This is a genomic window from Cryobacterium flavum (assembly GCF_900103805.1).
Lineage (GTDB): Bacteria > Actinomycetota > Actinomycetes > Actinomycetales > Microbacteriaceae > Cryobacterium > Cryobacterium flavum.
Window position 1 is genome coordinate 354,033 of sequence record NZ_FNIB01000001.1, and the last position, 16,613, is coordinate 370,645.

15 protein-coding genes are annotated in these 16,613 nt (G+C 64.5%); 14 read left to right on the plus strand and 1 reads right to left on the minus strand.

Going from position 1 to position 16,613, the window contains the following annotated elements; all coding sequences use genetic code 11:
- Positions 1 to 261: 261 nt before the first annotated feature.
- The 9 genes from BLS91_RS01620 to BLS91_RS01665 all read left to right on the plus strand — a co-directional run bounded on the left by BLS91_RS01620 (position 262) and on the right by BLS91_RS01665 (position 10,732).
- Complete coding sequence (locus tag BLS91_RS01620; protein WP_092338560.1) at positions 262 to 1,377, plus strand: NAD(P) transhydrogenase subunit alpha; 1,116 nt, start codon at positions 262 to 264, stop codon at positions 1,375 to 1,377.
- Between the two features lie 2 nt (positions 1,378 to 1,379).
- The gene (locus tag BLS91_RS01625) at positions 1,380 to 1,700 is read left to right on the plus strand and encodes an NAD(P) transhydrogenase subunit alpha part 2 (protein ID WP_092338562.1); all 321 of its coding nucleotides are present in this window, start codon (positions 1,380 to 1,382) and stop codon (positions 1,698 to 1,700) included.
- A 2-nt stretch (positions 1,701 to 1,702) separates the two neighbouring features.
- Positions 1,703 to 3,121 (plus strand): NAD(P)(+) transhydrogenase (Re/Si-specific) subunit beta, encoded by a 1,419-nt coding sequence (locus BLS91_RS01630; protein WP_092338564.1) that lies wholly within the window; start codon positions 1,703 to 1,705, stop codon positions 3,119 to 3,121.
- 296 nt (positions 3,122 to 3,417) lie between these two features.
- Positions 3,418 to 4,587 (plus strand): ATP-binding protein, encoded by a 1,170-nt coding sequence (locus BLS91_RS01635; RefSeq protein WP_241983083.1) that lies wholly within the window; start codon positions 3,418 to 3,420, stop codon positions 4,585 to 4,587.
- 1,022 nt (positions 4,588 to 5,609) lie between these two features.
- Positions 5,610 to 7,574: a M13 family metallopeptidase gene (locus BLS91_RS01645; RefSeq protein ID WP_092338570.1), complete on the plus strand. Its 1,965-nt coding sequence runs from the start codon at positions 5,610 to 5,612 to the stop codon at positions 7,572 to 7,574.
- A 95-nt stretch (positions 7,575 to 7,669) separates the two neighbouring features.
- Positions 7,670 to 8,611, plus strand: a complete 942-nt coding sequence (locus tag BLS91_RS01650; protein ID WP_092338572.1) for a serine hydrolase — start codon at positions 7,670 to 7,672, stop codon at positions 8,609 to 8,611.
- A gap of 180 nt (positions 8,612 to 8,791) precedes the next feature.
- The gene (locus tag BLS91_RS01655; protein WP_092338574.1) at positions 8,792 to 9,136 is read left to right on the plus strand and encodes a PadR family transcriptional regulator; all 345 of its coding nucleotides are present in this window, start codon (positions 8,792 to 8,794) and stop codon (positions 9,134 to 9,136) included.
- Positions 9,133 to 9,936, plus strand: a complete 804-nt coding sequence (locus tag BLS91_RS01660; RefSeq protein ID WP_134505226.1) for a hypothetical protein — start codon at positions 9,133 to 9,135, stop codon at positions 9,934 to 9,936. Before BLS91_RS01655 ends, BLS91_RS01660 begins: the two co-directional genes overlap by 4 nt.
- A gap of 28 nt (positions 9,937 to 9,964) precedes the next feature.
- Complete coding sequence (locus BLS91_RS01665) at positions 9,965 to 10,732, plus strand: hypothetical protein (protein WP_092338578.1); 768 nt, start codon at positions 9,965 to 9,967, stop codon at positions 10,730 to 10,732.
- 8 nt (positions 10,733 to 10,740) lie between these two features.
- Here the strand turns inward: BLS91_RS01665 and BLS91_RS01670 are convergent, their stop codons facing one another.
- Entirely contained in the window at positions 10,741 to 11,505 is a 765-nt protein-coding gene (locus BLS91_RS01670) for a DeoR/GlpR family DNA-binding transcription regulator (RefSeq protein WP_092338580.1), read from the minus strand.
- 256 nt (positions 11,506 to 11,761) lie between these two features.
- On the opposite strand from BLS91_RS01670, the gene BLS91_RS01675 reads away from it, so the two are divergent.
- From BLS91_RS01675 to BLS91_RS01695, 5 genes are all read left to right on the plus strand, one after another.
- Complete coding sequence (locus tag BLS91_RS01675) at positions 11,762 to 13,102, plus strand: ABC transporter substrate-binding protein (protein WP_233197214.1); 1,341 nt, start codon at positions 11,762 to 11,764, stop codon at positions 13,100 to 13,102.
- Positions 13,103 to 13,185: 83 nt separating this feature from the next.
- Positions 13,186 to 14,163 carry a carbohydrate ABC transporter permease gene (locus BLS91_RS01680; RefSeq protein ID WP_092338584.1) on the plus strand — a complete coding sequence of 326 codons (978 nt, stop codon included), beginning with the start codon at positions 13,186 to 13,188 and terminating at the stop codon, positions 14,161 to 14,163.
- Complete coding sequence (locus tag BLS91_RS01685) at positions 14,160 to 15,056, plus strand: carbohydrate ABC transporter permease (protein WP_092338585.1); 897 nt, start codon at positions 14,160 to 14,162, stop codon at positions 15,054 to 15,056. Before BLS91_RS01680 ends, BLS91_RS01685 begins: the two co-directional genes overlap by 4 nt.
- 41 nt (positions 15,057 to 15,097) lie before the next feature.
- Entirely contained in the window at positions 15,098 to 15,898 is an 801-nt protein-coding gene (locus BLS91_RS20905; protein WP_092338587.1) for a DeoR/GlpR family DNA-binding transcription regulator, read from the plus strand.
- On the plus strand, positions 15,895 to 16,611 hold the full coding sequence (locus BLS91_RS01695) for an HAD-IA family hydrolase (RefSeq protein WP_167552407.1): 717 nt from the start codon (positions 15,895 to 15,897) through the stop codon (positions 16,609 to 16,611). Before BLS91_RS20905 ends, BLS91_RS01695 begins: the two co-directional genes overlap by 4 nt.
- Positions 16,612 to 16,613: the final 2 nt, after the last annotated feature.

Sequence of the window (16,613 nt, forward strand, 5' to 3'; positions counted from 1 at the left end):
GAAGGCGGCTCCAGTCAGGCCAAGCATCGTGCGGAATTGTTAAGAATGCCGAATCTTTCACTAATGATGAACGCGAATTCGGCCTATCGCTGGCCCCATCCGGATAGGTTCGTGGCAGAAGCTTCTGCCGACCGTGGACGCTTCGGGCACGCTCTGCTGCGCCGGCAACACCAATTCCGGCCCAAGGTGCCCCTTCCATCCGCAAGGGTGATTGCCGCCTCACAGACGAGTGTGCAAACATCCGCTTCGAAAGGCTCCACCGTGCCTGATAACCAAACACACCAGGAGGCACCGAGCATCGGCGTCGTCCGCGAGAGCGGGGCGGATGAGCGGCGCGTCGCCCTCGTGCCGCGCGCCGTGGCCTCCCTCATTGCGAAGGGACTTGACGTTGTCGTCGAGTCCGGCGCGGGGGCGGAGGCCCTCATGGGTGACGACCTCTACCTCGCAGCCGGCGCCACCATCGGTGACGCCTGGAGCGCGGACATCGTGCTCAAGGTCGCTCCGCCCACCGACACCGAGATCGCTCGGCTGAAGGCGGGCTCGACGCTGATCGGGTTCCTCGCACCGCGAAACACCGAGAACAAGATCGCCGCCCTGCAGAACGCGGGCATCGTCGGTTACGCGGTCGAGGCGATCCCGCGCATCTCCCGGGCTCAGGTCATGGACGCCTTGTCGTCGCAGGCGAACGTCGCCGGCTACAAGTCCGTCATCCTGGCGGCATCCCTCTCGACCAGGTTCTTCCCGATGCTCACCACCGCGGCGGGCACGGTCAAGCCGGCCAGCGTGCTCGTGCTCGGTGTCGGCGTTGCGGGGCTGCAGGCGCTCGCGACCGCCAAAAGGCTCGGCGGCCGTGCCACCGGCTATGACGTGCGTCCGGAGGTCGCCGACCAGGTGCGTTCGGTCGGAGCCCAGTGGCTCGACGTTGGCATTGATGCGGCCGGTGACGGCGGCTATGCCCGCGAACTTACCGCCGAGGAGCGCGCCCAGCAGCAGACCGCCCTCGAGACTGCGATTTCCACTTTCGATGTCGTGATCACCACCGCGCTTGTTCCGGGGCGTCCGGCGCCGCGGCTCGTGACCGCCGCGGCCGTGCACGGTATGAAACCGGGCAGTGTCGTCATCGACATGGCCGGCGAGACCGGCGGCAACTGCGAGGTCACAGTTCCCGGCGAGACCGTGGTCATCAATGGTGTCACGATTGCGTCCCCGCTCAACCTGCCCTCGACAATGCCCGAGCATGCGAGCGAGCTGTACTCGAAGAACCTCACCGCGCTGCTCGAGTTGCTCGTGCGTGACGGCCGACTCGACCCGGACTATTCCGACGACGTGGTGGCGCTCTCCTGCGTCACGCGCGATTCAGTCTCGAACAGGATCTGACCATGGACTACACCGGCTTTTTGGCGAATATCGCCATTCTCGTACTCTCGGGCTTCATCGGCTTCGCCGTGATCTCCAAGGTGCCCAACACCCTGCACACCCCGCTCATGTCGGGCACCAATGCCATCCATGGCATCGTCGTGCTCGGCGCCCTGGTCGTTCTCGGCACCGCGCACAACCCCAGCATTCCGCTGCAGATCATCTCCTTCGTGGCGATCGTGTTCGGAACCGTCAACGTCATCGGCGGCTTCGTCGTGACCGACCGAATGCTCGCCATGTTCAAAACCCGCCCCACCAGCGGCGCGACCGACGGGAAGAACTGACCATGGATATCCTCGTCTACGCCCTCTATATCGTCGCCTTCGCCATGTTCATTCTCGGGCTGTCGGGGCTGACCGCGCCCCGGTCTGCCGTGCGCGGCAACAAGATCGCCGCGGCCGGCATGGGCGTCGCATTCATCGCGACCCTGATCCACATCCGCGAAACCAGCAGCTGGCTGGTGATCATCGCCGCCCTCGTGGTGGGAGTGATCGTCGGCATCCCGCCCGCCCGCAAGGTGAAGATGACGGCGGTGCCGCAGCTCGTCGCCCTGTTCAACGGCGTCGGCGGCGGAACAGTCGCCCTCATCGCTTGGGGCGAGTTCATCGAAAGCGACGGCTTCACCGGCCTGCGCGTCGCGTCCGGCCCGGTGCTTCCGCTCGTCATCGCCTCCCTGTTCGCGACCATCATCGGTTCCTTGTCGTTCTGGGGCTCGATCGTGGCGTTCATGAAACTGCAGCAGATTTTGCCCGGGCATCCGCTCTCGGTCGGCCGCCTGCAGCAGCCGCTCAACGCGATCCTGTTCCTCGGCTCCGTGCTCGCGGCCGTCATCGTCGGGATCGGCTCGGCCAGTACCGGCGCAGATCCGATCTGGTTCGGCGTAATCCTGATCCTGGCCGGCATCCTCGGGGTCATGACCGTGCTCCCGATCGGCGGCGCCGACATGCCGGTCGTCATCTCCCTGCTCAACGCGCTCACCGGTCTCTCGGCGGCAGCGGCCGGGCTCGCGCTGAACAACATCGCGATGATCGTCGCCGGTATGATCGTCGGGGCGTCGGGCACGATCCTCACCAACCTCATGGCCAAGGCCATGAACCGGTCGATCCTTTCCATCGTGGCCGGCGGCTTCGGCGGCGGTTCCACGGGCGTTGCGGCAACCAGCACCGGTGACCAGCACGCGAAGTCCACTTCAGCAGCGGATGCCGCGATCAAGCTCGCCTACGCCAACCAGGTCATCGTCGTGCCCGGCTACGGCCTGGCTGTGGCCCAGGCCCAGCACGCCGTGAAGGACATGGCCAAGGTGCTCGAAGCCCGCGGCATCGAGGTCAAGTACGCCATCCACCCGGTGGCCGGACGTATGCCGGGGCACATGAACGTGCTCCTCGCCGAGGCCGACGTCTCCTACGACGCCATGAAGGAAATGGACGACATCAACGGCGAGTTCTCACGCACGGACGTCACCATCGTCATCGGCGCCAACGATGTCACCAACCCCGCGGCCCGCAACGACCCCAACTCGCCCATCTTCGGCATGCCCGTGCTGAACGTGACCGAGTCCCGGTCGGTGATCGTGCTCAAACGCTCGATGAGCTCGGGCTTCGCCGGCATCGAAAACCCTCTGTTCTTCGCGACCAACACCACCATGCTTTTCGGCGACGCCAAGAAGTCCGTTGCCCAGGTGACCGAGGAGCTCAAGGCGCTGTAAGCGTTCTTGTTGCACGACCGCGCCTGATACCGGTGGTCGCTACGCCCGTTACCGTAGCGCCCACCCGTATCGGGTGCGCGCTACCCGGTTGCGGTAACCCTCGCCGGGTGGCCGGTCCCTGTCGCGTGATCGGTCTAGGGACCAGAGGGTGCGTGGCCGGCTCCGACATGTTCGATTTGGGAGATTAGGTAACTTTAGGAAAAATAGATAAACCAAACTAAAGTGCCTCAACTGTCCACGCGGAAAACATTGACAACCCGTACACACCGAATGCCGGCGCCGCACCTGAGATCCTCATCGGGCGAGACGCTCAGACGGAGGCCTTCGAGACGCTGCTCAAGCGACTTTCCCGCGGCAGGTCCGAGCAATCGATGATTATCACGGGGCTCCGGGGGGTTGGCAAGACGGTATTGCTCAATCGATTCGTCGAAATAGCCATCGCTTCAAAATGGGAAGTGATCGAGCTCGAGGCGAGCAAACACAACAACACTCATTTTCGTCAGGCAATGTTCTCGCAGCTAAAGTCAGCACTACTCCGGCTGGCACCGAGAGCTCGATGGACTGCTCGAGGCAAGCGCGCTGCCGAGGTGCTTAGCGCATTCGCGGTGTCAGTGGATGGCCAAGGCGCATGGTCACTCTCGTGGGATGTGCCACCAGCAGAAGGCTTTGCCGACCATGGCGATCTTGGCATGGATCTGACCGACGTACTTGTTGCGATTGGTGAAGCCGCGAAGGAGCAAGAAAAGGGATTGGTAATCCTAATTGACGAAGTGCAATTCCTGGGAAGCCCTCAACTCGAAGCCCTGATTCAGGCCGTACACAAGACGGTGCAGAAGAAGTTGCCCGTCACTTTCGTCGGGGCCGGTCTTCCTCAAATCACAGAACTAGCGGGCGATGCCAAGTCGTATGCTGAACGGCTCTTCAAATTTCCGAAGATTGGATCGCTCGAAGGCGACGACGCGCGAAAGGCGCTCACCGAGCCCGCAGCCAATGAGGGCGCAATTTTTAACGAGGATGCCGTCGACCTTGCAATGGAGATTACTCGGGGGTATCCCTACTTCATCCAGGAGCTCGGGTATCAGGTCTGGACGGTGGCGAACGCGCATCGGATCACCCGTGACGATGTTGCGATTGCAAAAGAAGCCTACGATTCCAAGCTTGACGGATCCTTCTTCCGAGTCCGACTCGATCGGTCAACGCCCCTTCAGACTGCATACATGAGGGCGATGGCTGAACTGGGGCCGGGCGCACAAAAGGCGTCAGATGTTGCGCGAATCATGGGACGAGAATCGACACAGGTCGGTCCGACTCGGGCGGAGTTGATAGAAATGGGCCTCCTGTATACACCGGAACATGGCTACGCCGCGTTCACTGTCCCCGACTTTGACCAATTCATGTTGCGGGCTGTTCCGACGTTGGACGTTCCCGCCCCACAACGACGGAAAAAAACCACGCCGACCCCGTAAAAAAGCAGCGGCCCTGCGCGGTAGGCCGGATTGAAGAAGCGGAACTTTCCAATGCTGATGCCGCAGAACCGCGGTTTGACTGTGTACAGCATCCGCTCGCCGTCATGATCCCCTTCGTGACCGACGACGTATAGATCCTGGATGACAACTCAAGTCGGGCAGCATTTGGCCGAGTCTAATTTGACTTGGTTTCAGCTAATTTGTCGAGCGTGGTTTCTACGTCTCGTGCGACCGTCGTCAGAAGGAGACGTCGATCCTTGTCTCTGTTTGAATTACCAGTTGTTCTGTCACTACTGGGTCAACGTCGCGCAGCGTTTGTTCGAGGTCTTCGACAGAAAGTACGGGGTGATGCCGAGCACATTGTGTATCGATGAGTGTCGTTACGTAGACAGCAACCGCACTAGCCCAGGACGGGATCTGCTCCCTATCCGGTTCCAGGCCCTCGTGCTGGGCCGCGTTCCGAGGGCGCCTGAGCTGCCTGATGTCCGGCAAGACGCCGGGAACCCAACGTTCGCCAAGTGACTCCTTTAGTTTGCTAATCTGGTCATCGAGATTGCCGCTTTTCGGCACGGGTACACCGCTGGTGACGGCCACGATGGCGCTGGCCCGCTCAACGACCGTATCTAGTGCTACCAGCGCCGTTCCGCGCCGGTATTTCGTGGCTCGATTGCATTGCAGGAGAGCGTTCTCCAGCGCCAGTCTGAGTGAGACAAGTTACTCGACTTCGTGGGGTGTTAGGGCGTCCATCTCGCGGTATCACGCACCTTTCGTCGTGCAGCCTAAGGTACCCGCTGACAGCGAACAATTGGGCCGACTGTGCTCTCAGCACAGCGTTGGAATCGCAGTAGATGCAGCGCCCCGGGAGCCGGGAGAGTCGTCGTTGTGCGTCAAGGACTGAAGACGGTCAGATTCTCGAACGACGTCACCCACCTATTGCTGAGGTCTTGCTCCAAACCAGGACAGCGGCCGCTCGCATCTCGCCCGTTGGGCCACCTGTCACCCGCCCCAGATAGGCTGAACCCATGACCTCACTGGCGACTGCATCCGGAATCAACAGACACGAACTTGACCCGGAGGTGCGCCCGCAAGACGACCTCTTTCGGCACGTCAACGGCAAATGGATCGCGCGCAGCGAGATCCCCTCCGACAAGGCCCGCTGGGGCTCGTTCATGATGCTTGCCGAAGACGCCGAGAAGGCCGTGCGCGAGATCATCGTCGAGGCACAGACCGCCCCCGCCGGCACCCTCGAGCGCAAGTTCGGCGACCTCTACACGAGCTTCCTCGACGAAGAACGCATCGAAGCGCTCGGCGCCACCCCGCTGGAGAGTGACCTGAAGGCGGTTGACGCCGTCACCACCATTTCCGAACTGCTCGCGACCCTCGGCCGCCTCGAGCGGGGCGGCGTCGCCGGCGCCTTCCACCTCTACGTCGACAACGACCCGGGCAACCCCGAACGTTACCTCGTCTTCATCGCCCAGGGCGGCATCGGCCTGCCCGACGAGTCGTACTACCGCGAAGAGAAGTTCGCCGACATTCGGGCCAAGTACCTCGAGTTCCTCGAGCGGATGTTCACCCTCGCCGGCTTCGCAGACGCCGCCGACCGCGCAGCGCGCGTTTTCGCCCTGGAAACCGAACTCGCCTCGCATCACTGGGACAAGGTCGAAACCCGCGACAGCGAGAAGACCTACAACCTGCGCACCTGGGGCCAGGTCTCCGCGCTCGCTGCCGGCGCGGACGTTGACCTCTGGCTGGAGGGCCTCGACGCCCCGGCCGGCGCTCTCGAAGAGGTCGTCGTGCGGGAGCCCAGCTACATCGCCGGCCTCGCCACCACCCTCACCGAAGACCGCCTTCAGTCGTGGCAGGACTGGCTGCGCTGGCAGGTCATCCGCTCGAGTGCTGCGTATCTGTCTGGTGAATTCGTGGAGGCGAATTTCGACTTCTACGGCCGCACCCTGAGCGGCACCCCGCAGCTGCGCGACCGCTGGAAGCGCGGCGTCTCGCTCGTGGAGGGCGCCCTCGGCGAGGCCGTCGGCCGCATCTACGTGGAACGCCACTTCAAGCCGAGCGCCAAGGAGAGCATGGACGTGCTCGTGTCCAACCTCGTCGCGGCCTACGAGAACAGCATCAGCACCCTCGAGTGGATGACCGAAGAGACCCGCACCAGGGCGCTCGAGAAGCTCAGCAAGTTCACGCCGAAGATCGGTTATCCCGTGAAATGGCGCGACTATTCCAGCCTCCAGATCACCGCAGACGACCTGATCAGCAACGTCAAGGCCGCTGGCGAGTTCGAGTTTCAGCGTGAGCTCGGCAAGATCGGCAAGCCGCTCGACCGCGACGAATGGTTCATGACCCCGCAGACCATCAACGCCTATTACAACCCCGGATTCAACGAGATCGTTTTTCCGGCCGCCATTTTGCAGTTTCCCTTCTTCGACGACGCGCGCGACCCAGCCGCCAACTACGGTGCGATCGGTGCGGTCATCGGCCACGAGATCGGTCACGGCTTCGACGATCAGGGCTCCAAGTACGACGGCGACGGCCGGCTCACCGACTGGTGGACCGCCGAGGACAAGGCCGCGTTCGAGCTGCGCACGACCGCGCTCATCGCGCAGTTCGAGGGTCTTACGCCGCTGGCCATCCCGGGCAACACCGTCAACGGCGCGCTCACGATCGGTGAAAACATCGGCGACCTCGGCGGGCTCTCCATCGCCTGGAAGGCCTACCTGCTCTCGCTGAACGGTGAAGAATCGCCGGTTATCGATGGCTTCACCGGCGCTGAACGCTTCTTCCTCTCCTGGGCCCAGGCGTGGCAGATGAAATTACGCGACGCTGAGGCCATCCGCTTGCTGGCGATCGACCCGCACTCGCCGAACGAGTTTCGCTGCAACCAGATCGTCAGCAACATTCCCGCGTTCTACGAGGCGTTCCAGGTGGGCGAAGCGGATGCCCTTTACCTCGCTCCCGAGAAGCGCGTCACCATCTGGTAGCCCGGTGGCCCCTGTCGGGGGTTAGTGTGGAGCAGGTTCTTCTGAGCCGGGGATGAGGCCAGCGCGGGGCGTTTGCCGAAGAGAGGATCGACCCAGTGGTCTATTCCAGGCGCGATGGCGACAGCGCTACCTCCAGCCGAGCGGATGCTGTCCCGGCCCGTTCCCGCCACGCCGCGCTCTCCGGTGGCAAGCACCGCACGGCGGACAAGCCTGAGGATTTCACCCGCGGCTTCGCGTTTCTCGGAGATCTCGCCCTCAACGGGGTGCAGGTCTCGGCGCGCGCGACCGACCTCGCGACCGGACGGGTGCTGTTCTCGGTCGACGATCACGTGTCGATGCCGACGGCGAGCGTTGGCAAGGTGCTGCTGCTGATCGAGGTGGCTGCACGACTGAACGACGCCGAATTCGGCCTGGCCACGATGCTCGAGCGGTCCGGCGCGGATGCCGTGAGCGATTCCGGTGTCTGGCAGCACCTGCAGATTTCACGACTCGGCGTCGCTGATCTCGCCGCGCTGGTCGGCGCGACGAGCGACAACCTCGCGACAAACGTGCTTATTCGCGCCGTCGGGCTGCACTCGGTACGCGCCCGCACCGAGCAACTCGGGCTCAGCCGCACGGCGCTGCTCGACCTGGTGCGTGACAAGCGCGGCCCGGACGACGCCCCACAGCTGTCCGTGGGCAGCGCCAAGGAACTCACCTGGCTGCTCACCGCGCTCGCCCGCGGCGAGATCGTCGACGCCGAGACGAGCGCGCGGGTGATCGGCTGGCTATCGCTCAACACCGACCTGTCGCTCGTGGCCAGTGCATTCGGACTTGATCCGCTGGCCCACCGGGAGAGCGATCACGGCCTGCTCATGGTCAACAAGACCGGGACGGCTGCGGGGGTGCGCTGCGAGGTGGGAGTCCTGCGGGGTCCGCGTGCCGGCGTGACCTACGCGGTGTCGATGGTGTTCGACGACGCCCAGCTGATGACCCGGCTCGCGGTGCTCGCTGGTATGCGCGCCGTCGGGGCGGACCTCCTGGAGTACGTGCACTGAGTTGCGCGTGCTGAGGTGTGAGTTTCGAATCCGATTTGAACGTTTCAAGCGCCTGAAACTCACACCTCGGTCATTAAAAGCTACGGGTCGGCTCGACGTGCCCGGTTCGCAGCCCTGCGAAGTCCCGCGCTGGTCCCTGCTCAAGTAGACAGTCTGACTAACTAGTGAGACTATGTAGTCATGCAACCGAAACCCTGGCCGGCCGATTGGATGCGCGCGGCCCTCAGCCTGTGCGTGCTTCGCACGCTCGCGCCCGGCCCGACCTACGGGTATGCGATCGCGACCGCGCTCGAAGCGGCGGGGTTCGGCGCCATCAAGGGTGGCACGCTCTATCCGCTGCTCACCCGCTTTGAGGCGGCCGGCTGGATCGCCGCCGAATGGCGACCGGGCGCCGGGGGACCCGGGCGCAAGTACTTCTCGCTCACCGATGACGGGCAGCAGGAACTTGCGGACCAGTCTGCCCACTGGCAACTTTTCTCCACCACCGTGCACGACCACCTGCAGAAAGGGCCGGCCGAATCATGATGACCAGCAACCCGATCGATCACGACAGCAGCGATTCCGATACGGCCGGCATCCGCTTGGCTGAGGCCGCACGGGAGACCGACAACGCGGCCTGGCTCGACGATTTCACGATCGAACTGCGCCTGCTCGAGGTGCCCGGCGCCGCCATCGGCGATGCCGTGGCCAGCGCCCGCGAGTTTCTCTCCGACTCCGGTGCCCGTGCCGAGGAGTCGTTTGGCAGCGCCGCCCGCTACGCCGTCGAGCTCGATTTGCCGACCCTTCCCGAGGACAAGTCATCGAATCGGGAGGTCCTGCTGACCAACGGAATCGGGTTGATCGGGCTGGTAGTGCTCGGCCAAACGTCCTACCCCCTCGCGGGCGGTGACGACGGTCTGGCCGTGCGACTGTGGATGGTCGTGTCCCTGGGGGTGACGCTGCTCCTGTTGGGGCTGATGCCGAGAGTCGTTTCCGTCCTCGTGCGCGCGCGGAACCGCCCGCTGACGGTGGGGTTGATCGTGGCAGGGGTATCGTTCGGCGGTATCGGTCCCGTTCTGCTCAGCGTGTGGTGGGGGCAGGCCGTGCTACTGAGCATTCCGGCATTGCCGGTCGCCATCGGGGCCGGAATCCTGCTTCTGGCGCCGGCCATCTGGAACCAGGTGCGTCAGAACCTGCAAAAGGATCTCATCATCGAGCCGGGCACCGGTGCCGCGACCCTCCCGTCCCGCGGGGTGCGCCTTCTGGCCGTGGGTGCCAACTGGATCATGGTCGTCTACGGTGCCATCAGCTTCGTGCTCACCTTCGCCCTCTACCCGAGTAATTGATGTCCGATCCAACAAGAGGGGCCGAATCATGACGACCAACCCGCGTGATCTCGAAAACGGCAGCGCGGACATCCGCTCGGCGAAGCTGGACGACGCAACCTGGTTCGACGAGTTCACGATCGAATTGCGACTGCTCGCGGTGCCGGGCATCGACATCGGCGATGCGCTGGCCAGTGCGCGGGAGTTTCTGGCCGACTCCGGAACGAGCGCCGAAGAGTGCTTCGGCAGCCCCAGGAACTACGCGGCCGAGCTCGGCCTGGCGACCATGCCGCAACGCGCGGTGAACGGGGTGGGCCTGCGGGCCGGTCTCGGTGTGCTGGGGCTCATCGGGTTCACGGTGTCGGCGCTGCCGCTCGTGCAGGGGGAGGCGGTGCGCGTCGATCTGCCCACCATCACCATGTTCGTCATCGTGATCGTCGGCGCCGTACTGATGCCCACGTTCCTGCGGTCGCTCGCGCGGGTGCGCCCGCGGGCCTGGATGTTCGTGGTCGCCGTCCTGCTGGGCTTGGCCCTCCCCATCGGGCTGAACCTCGCGATCGACTCCGCTGCTACTCTCTTCACGGTTCCCGCGCTGGCCGTCGTGATCATTTCGGCGCTGCTCGTGCTCGTTCCGGCGATCTGGAGCCAGGCACGCCATTCCCTGCGGGATGATCCCATCATCGACCCGGGCGTCACGCCGGCATCACGCCCCTCGCTCGCAACCCGCCTATTTCTGGGCCTGGTCACCTGGTCGATGGTGATGGCATCGATCGTGATCTGGCTGTTCGCGCTGTTCGGCGAGCCGGTTGCGCGCTAGGTCGCAGCTCAGACGATCGCGAGCTCCGGCCCGGCGGCGCTCAGCTTGCGGGCCTGGCGCGGGTCGATTCCGTCGTCGGTGATGATGAGGTCGAACTCATTGGCGTCGGCGACGTGGCAGAACGAGTTCTGACCGATCTTGCTCGAGGTCATGGCGAGCACTCGCCGCCGCCCCGACAGCATCATGGCACGCTTCACCTCGGCCTCGTCGGGAATGGTCGTCGTGAGCCCGGCCTCGGCGGTCAGGCCGTTGCCGCCGACGAACGCGACGTCCACGTTGAGCTGGCTGATGCGTGCCCGAGTCCACTCGTCGACCGCTCCCTGCGACACACTGCGCACCCGACCGGGCAGCGCGAGCACCGTGAGCAGCGGTTTACGCGAAAGCAGCCGCACAGCGGGCAGATTGTTGGTCACAACGATCAATCGCCGGTCCTCCGGAAAAACGGATGCGATCACCAGCGTGAGTGCGCCGGAATCCAGCAGCACAACGCCATCCTCCGGCAATTCCTGCAGCACACGCTGGGCGATGCGATGTTTCTGTGGCGCGTTCTCCAACCGCCGCTGCGCGAGGGCAATCTCGAACGGCGTGCTCTGCACCAGGCGGGCACCGCCGTGCTGGCGCCGGATGACGCCCTGGCGTTCGAGCACCACGAGGTCGCGGCGAATGGTCTCGGCGGTGACCTCGAGCGCGACGCTCGCAGCGGCCACGGAGATCTCGCCGGTGCCACCCTGCGCGAGCGCGATGATTGCGGCCTGTCGTTCCGCTGGATACATGCCTGCCTCCTCGCAGTCGACGGCGCGCAGCCGTCGCCTCAGACTAGCAATCCGACGGGCGGAAGCCGGCCGATGGCATCCGTTTTTGTGGTTTCGCAGCAAAAATAATGCAGACTCGGGCAATTTGTCGTCACAAAAACATCACAAAACCACAATTTAAGTTGCGTTTTCCACTCAATCGGGTCACAGTAACTACATACCAGTCCACAAGGACGTGTCGACGATGAAGAGGTTTGAGATGACGAAGTCTTATTCCATGAAGAAAAGGCTTGCCCTCAGCGCAATCGCCTTCTCTTCGGTGGGTGTGCTTTTGGCCGGATGCAGCGGAGCCGGAGGCGGCGCACAGCAGGCCGACGGCCCGGTGACACTGACCCTGGCTACGGTGAACAACCCGCAGATGAAGGACATGGAGGAGCTCAAGGGCGCCTTCGAAGATTCCCACCCCGACATCACGGTGAACTTCGTCGCGATGGAAGAAAACGACCTGCGTGACGCCGTCACCAAGGACGTCGCCACCCAGGGCGGCCAGTACGACATCGTCACCGTCGGCAGCTACGAGGTGCCGATCTGGGGCCAGAACGACTGGCTCGTCGACCTCGGCCCGCTCGCCGAAGCCGACACCGCCTACAACGTCAACGACCTGCTGCCGCCCGTGCGCGAAGCCCTCACCGTCGACGACAGCCTCTTTGCCGTTCCGTTCTACGGCGAGTCGTCCTTCCTGATGTACAACAAGGACATGTTCGCCGCGGCCGGCCTCGAAATGCCGACCAACCCCACCTGGGACGAGGTTGCCGGCTTCGCCCGCACCCTCAAGTCCGACGACGTGGCCGGCATCTGCCTGCGCGGCAAGCCCGGCTGGGGCGAGCTGTTCGCCCCGCTGACCACTGTCGTGCAGACCTTCGGCGGCAGCTGGTTCGATGAGGACTGGAACGCCGAGGTCAACTCGCCCGAGTTCACCGAAGCCGTACAGTTCTACACCGACCTCGTGAAGGATGCCGGCGAAGCCGACCCCGTCTCGACCGGCTTCACCGAGTGCCTCAACCTGTTCTCGCAGGGCAACGCGGCCATGTGGTACGACGCCACGAGCGCTGCCGGCCCCATCGAGGCCGATGGTTCCGCCGTCGCCGGCAAGATCGGCTACGTGCACGCCCCGGTCAAGGAAACCGAGGAATCCGGCTGGCTCTGGGCCTGGAACCTCGCCATTCCGAAGACCAGCAACAACCAGGACGCCGCGTGGGAGTTCGTGAGCTGGGCGACCAGCACCGAGTACATCAACCTCGTCGGCACCACTCTCGGCTGGGAGCGCGTTCCCCCGGGATCCCGCACCTCGACCTACGAGAACGCCGACTACCTCGCCGCAGCCTCGGCGTTCGCACCGATCACCAAGGACATCATGCTCGGGGTCAACCCGACGCAGCCCGGAGTGAACCCGCAGCCGTGGGTCGGCATCCAGTACGTCACCGTGCCGGAGTTCCAGGACCTCGGCAACCAGGTCTCGCAGGACATCGCCGACGTCTTCGCCGGCCGCGACACCGTTGAGAACGTTCTCAACAAGGGCCAGGAGCTGGCCCAGCAAGCCGGAGACGCCCAGAAGTAACCAGCACACAAACGCGGGCGGCGTCGATCAGGCGCCGCCCAAACCTCGTCAGTTCAACGCCGAGAACGAGAAGGAACTCAGAGATGACCGCGCCAGATTTGATCGTGGCTGAACCCGCGCAGGACCCGGCCCCCGCCGCATCACGCACGCTTCGCCGCCCCTCGACGCCGGAGCTGAGCGCCGGCCAGAAGAAGGCCCTCCGCCTGGCACGCACCTTGGTCTGGCCGGCCATCGTCGTCGCCATTCTCGTGACGCAGATTCCCTTCCTCGTCACCATCTACTACTCGTTCCAAAACTGGAACCTGATGCGTCCCGGCTCGCGCGGCTTCGCCGGCTTCGACAACTACGTGACCGTTTTCACCGGCGGCGCGTTCATGCAATCACTGTCGGCGACCGTGGTCATCACCGGTTCGTCGATCGTGCTCTCCGTTCTCTTCGGCCTCGGCATCGCCCTGCTGCTCAACCGCAAGTTCTTCGGCCAGGGCCTGGCCCGCACCCTCGTCATTACGCCGTTCCTCATGATGCCTGCCGCCGCAGCCCTCATCTTCAAATGGTCCATGCTCGACGCGAACGTCGGCATGGTCAACTGGGGCCTCTCGGTGCTCGGCGTCGACCCCGTGCAGTGGAACACCGACTTTCCCGCCCTCACCGTGATCATGGTGCTCACCTGGCAGTACACGCCGTTCATGATGCTCATCCTGCTCGCCGGGCTGCAGAGCCAGAGCAAGGAGACGCTGGAGGCGGCATCCGTTGATGGAGCCGGCCCAGTTCGCAGCTTTCTGCACATGACCCTCCCGCACCTGCGCCAGTACATCGAGCTGGCCGTGCTGCTCGGCGGCATCATGCTGCTGCAGGTCTTCGACCCGATCGCCATCATGACTCGCGGCACGGGCGGCACCAAGACCCTTTCCTACCTGCTTTACGAACGCGCCTTCGTGGGCCTCGAAATCGGCGAAGCGGCCGCCTATGGCGTGATCACCGTTCTGCTCACCATCATCGTGGCGAGCGTCGCCCTTCGCCTTCTCTTCAAGATCTTCTCCAGTGAAGGAGCCAAATCATGAGTACCGCCACCGCCACCAAGCCCGGCACCGTACCTCGCGCAAGCGCCCCGGCCCCGTCGCACCGCCGTGCCAAGCGGATGCGCCACCGCGCTACCAGCACGGCGCTCACCATTTTCACGTGGATCGTCACGCTCGGATTCTTCTTTCCGGTGGCCTGGATGGTCTTCACCGCCTTCAAGACCGAGTCCGCGGCGGCGACCCGAACTCCGACCATCTTCACCGCACTCTCCCTCGACCGCTTTAGTGAAGTGCTCGACCGCGGGTTCGGCGTCTACCTGCTCAACTCGCTCACCGCGAGCGTCATGAGCACCGTCATCGTGCTGCTGCTGGCAATTCCGGCGGCGTACGGCCTCTCCATACGCCCGATCATCAAGTCGACCGACGCGCTGTTCTTCTTCATTTCCACCCGGTTCATGCCGATCGCGGCCGCGATCATTCCCATCTATCTGCTGCTGCAGGGACTCGGAATGCTCGACAACATCACGGCCCTGAGCGTTCTCTACGTGGGCATGAACCTGCCGCTCGCGGTGTGGATGATGCGCTCGTTCTTCAGCGAGGTGCCGCTCGAGATCGTCGAAGCGGCCCAGATCGACGGTGCCAACTTCTTCACCGAGCTCGTGCGCGTGGTCATGCCCATCGTCGCCCCCGGCATCGCTGCGGCCGCGCTGATCTGCTTCATCTTCGCCTGGAACGAGTACTTCCTGGCCAGCCTGCTCACCTCCACCATGGCACGCACCACTCCCCCGTTCCTCGGCAGCTTCGTCGACGGGCGCGGGCAGTTTCTCGCGGTACTCTCGGCAGCATCGACTCTCGCGGTTCTTCCCGTGGTCCTGGCTGGCTGGCTGGCGCAGAAGCGCCTCGTCACGGGCCTCGCCATGGGCGCGATCAAGTAGTTGTAAGAACACCTGTCGTCGAGAACACCAGGGGAGCCCAGATGAAACCGGATCCAACCAGTCGCAGCGCCGATGACCGTCGCGCGAGCATTCTGCTCGCGCTCGCCGGTGCCGGCCGGGTCGAGGTGAACGAGCTCGCCGAGTCGCTCGCCGTTGCGGAGGAGACTATTCGCCGCGACCTGCGCACCCTCGAAGACGACGGACGGCTGCGTCGAGCCCACGGCGGTGCGATCAGCGTCGCCGACCCGGTCAACGACCTCGACCGGCTGACGGTGCCCGAACCGGTCGCCCACCCGGTCGCCACCCTGGCGGCGACCCTGCTGCCGGAGCGCGGCATCCTCTTTCTCGATGCCGGGCCGATTGCCGAGGCGCTGTCGGTGTGCCTGCCGAACTCCGCCGCGCTGCAGGTGGTGACGACCTCGATTCCGGTGGCCCTCGTGGCAAGCCGCAACTCCGAACTCTCGGTCTACAACCTCGGCGGTGCCGTCGATCCGGTCGACGACTCGCAATCCGGCCAGTGGGCCCGAGAATCGCTCGAGCACATTCGCATCGACCTCGCGTTCATCAGCGTGAGCGGCCTCACCCCGAGCGGCCAGCTGCTCGCTGCAAACCCGAAAGCCGCCCGCATCAAGCGCGCCGCAATGGATGCCGCCACCACCGTCGTACTCGTCGCCGACCATGACCAGTTCCAAGCGCACGGCCTGGTGAAGTTCGCTCAGCTCGACGAGGTCGACCACCTCGTCGTCGACGGGGAAGTGAATGACGCGATCCTCGCCCTGGCCGCCGAGGCCGGTGTGCCCGTGTTGCGTGCGAGCGCGCTCGAATCGGAGATCACACAGTGACGGCGGCCAGCCTGGCGTCGGAGATCGGCAGCTACCCGATCGACGGCCTGCTGTTCGACTGCGATGGGGTGCTCGTCAACTCCGACGAAGCCGCCGCCGTAGCCTGGAACGAATGGGCCGTCGAGTATGCTCCCGGCTTCGACTTTAACCGCGACATCATCCACGGCCGACCGGCCAGGGAGACAATCGCCGAACTCGTGCCGGCCGTCGACGTGCACCGCGCGGACCACGCGCTCATGCTGAAAGAGGTCGAAACGGCCCCGCTCGTGCGAGCCCTGCCCGGCGCCCGCGACCTGCTGCTGGCGCTGCCTAGCGCCCGGTTCACCATCGTGACGAGCGCCGTGGCCGTCGTGGCCCGCGCCCGGCTGCGGGCTGCTGGGCTGCCCTGCCCGGTGGGCCTCGTCACCTTCGACGATGTGACGCGCGGCAAACCCGCCCCTGACCCGTATCGCCTGGGGGTGCAGCGGCTCGGCATCGACCCGCGCCGAGCCGTCGTGTTTGAAGACGCCGACGCCGGCGTGGAGTCGGCGCAGGCCGCCCAGATCGGCCTCACCGTCGGCATCGGCGTGCGCGGACTGGACACCAGGGCGACCCTCGTTTTAGCAGACCTGGGCGGCATCCGCTTTGACGGCACCCTGCTGTATCTGGGCGGCGCAGTGCAGTTGCGCGCCGACCCTGCCTACGCTGCACCGACGCAATCGCCCACCGAATGAAT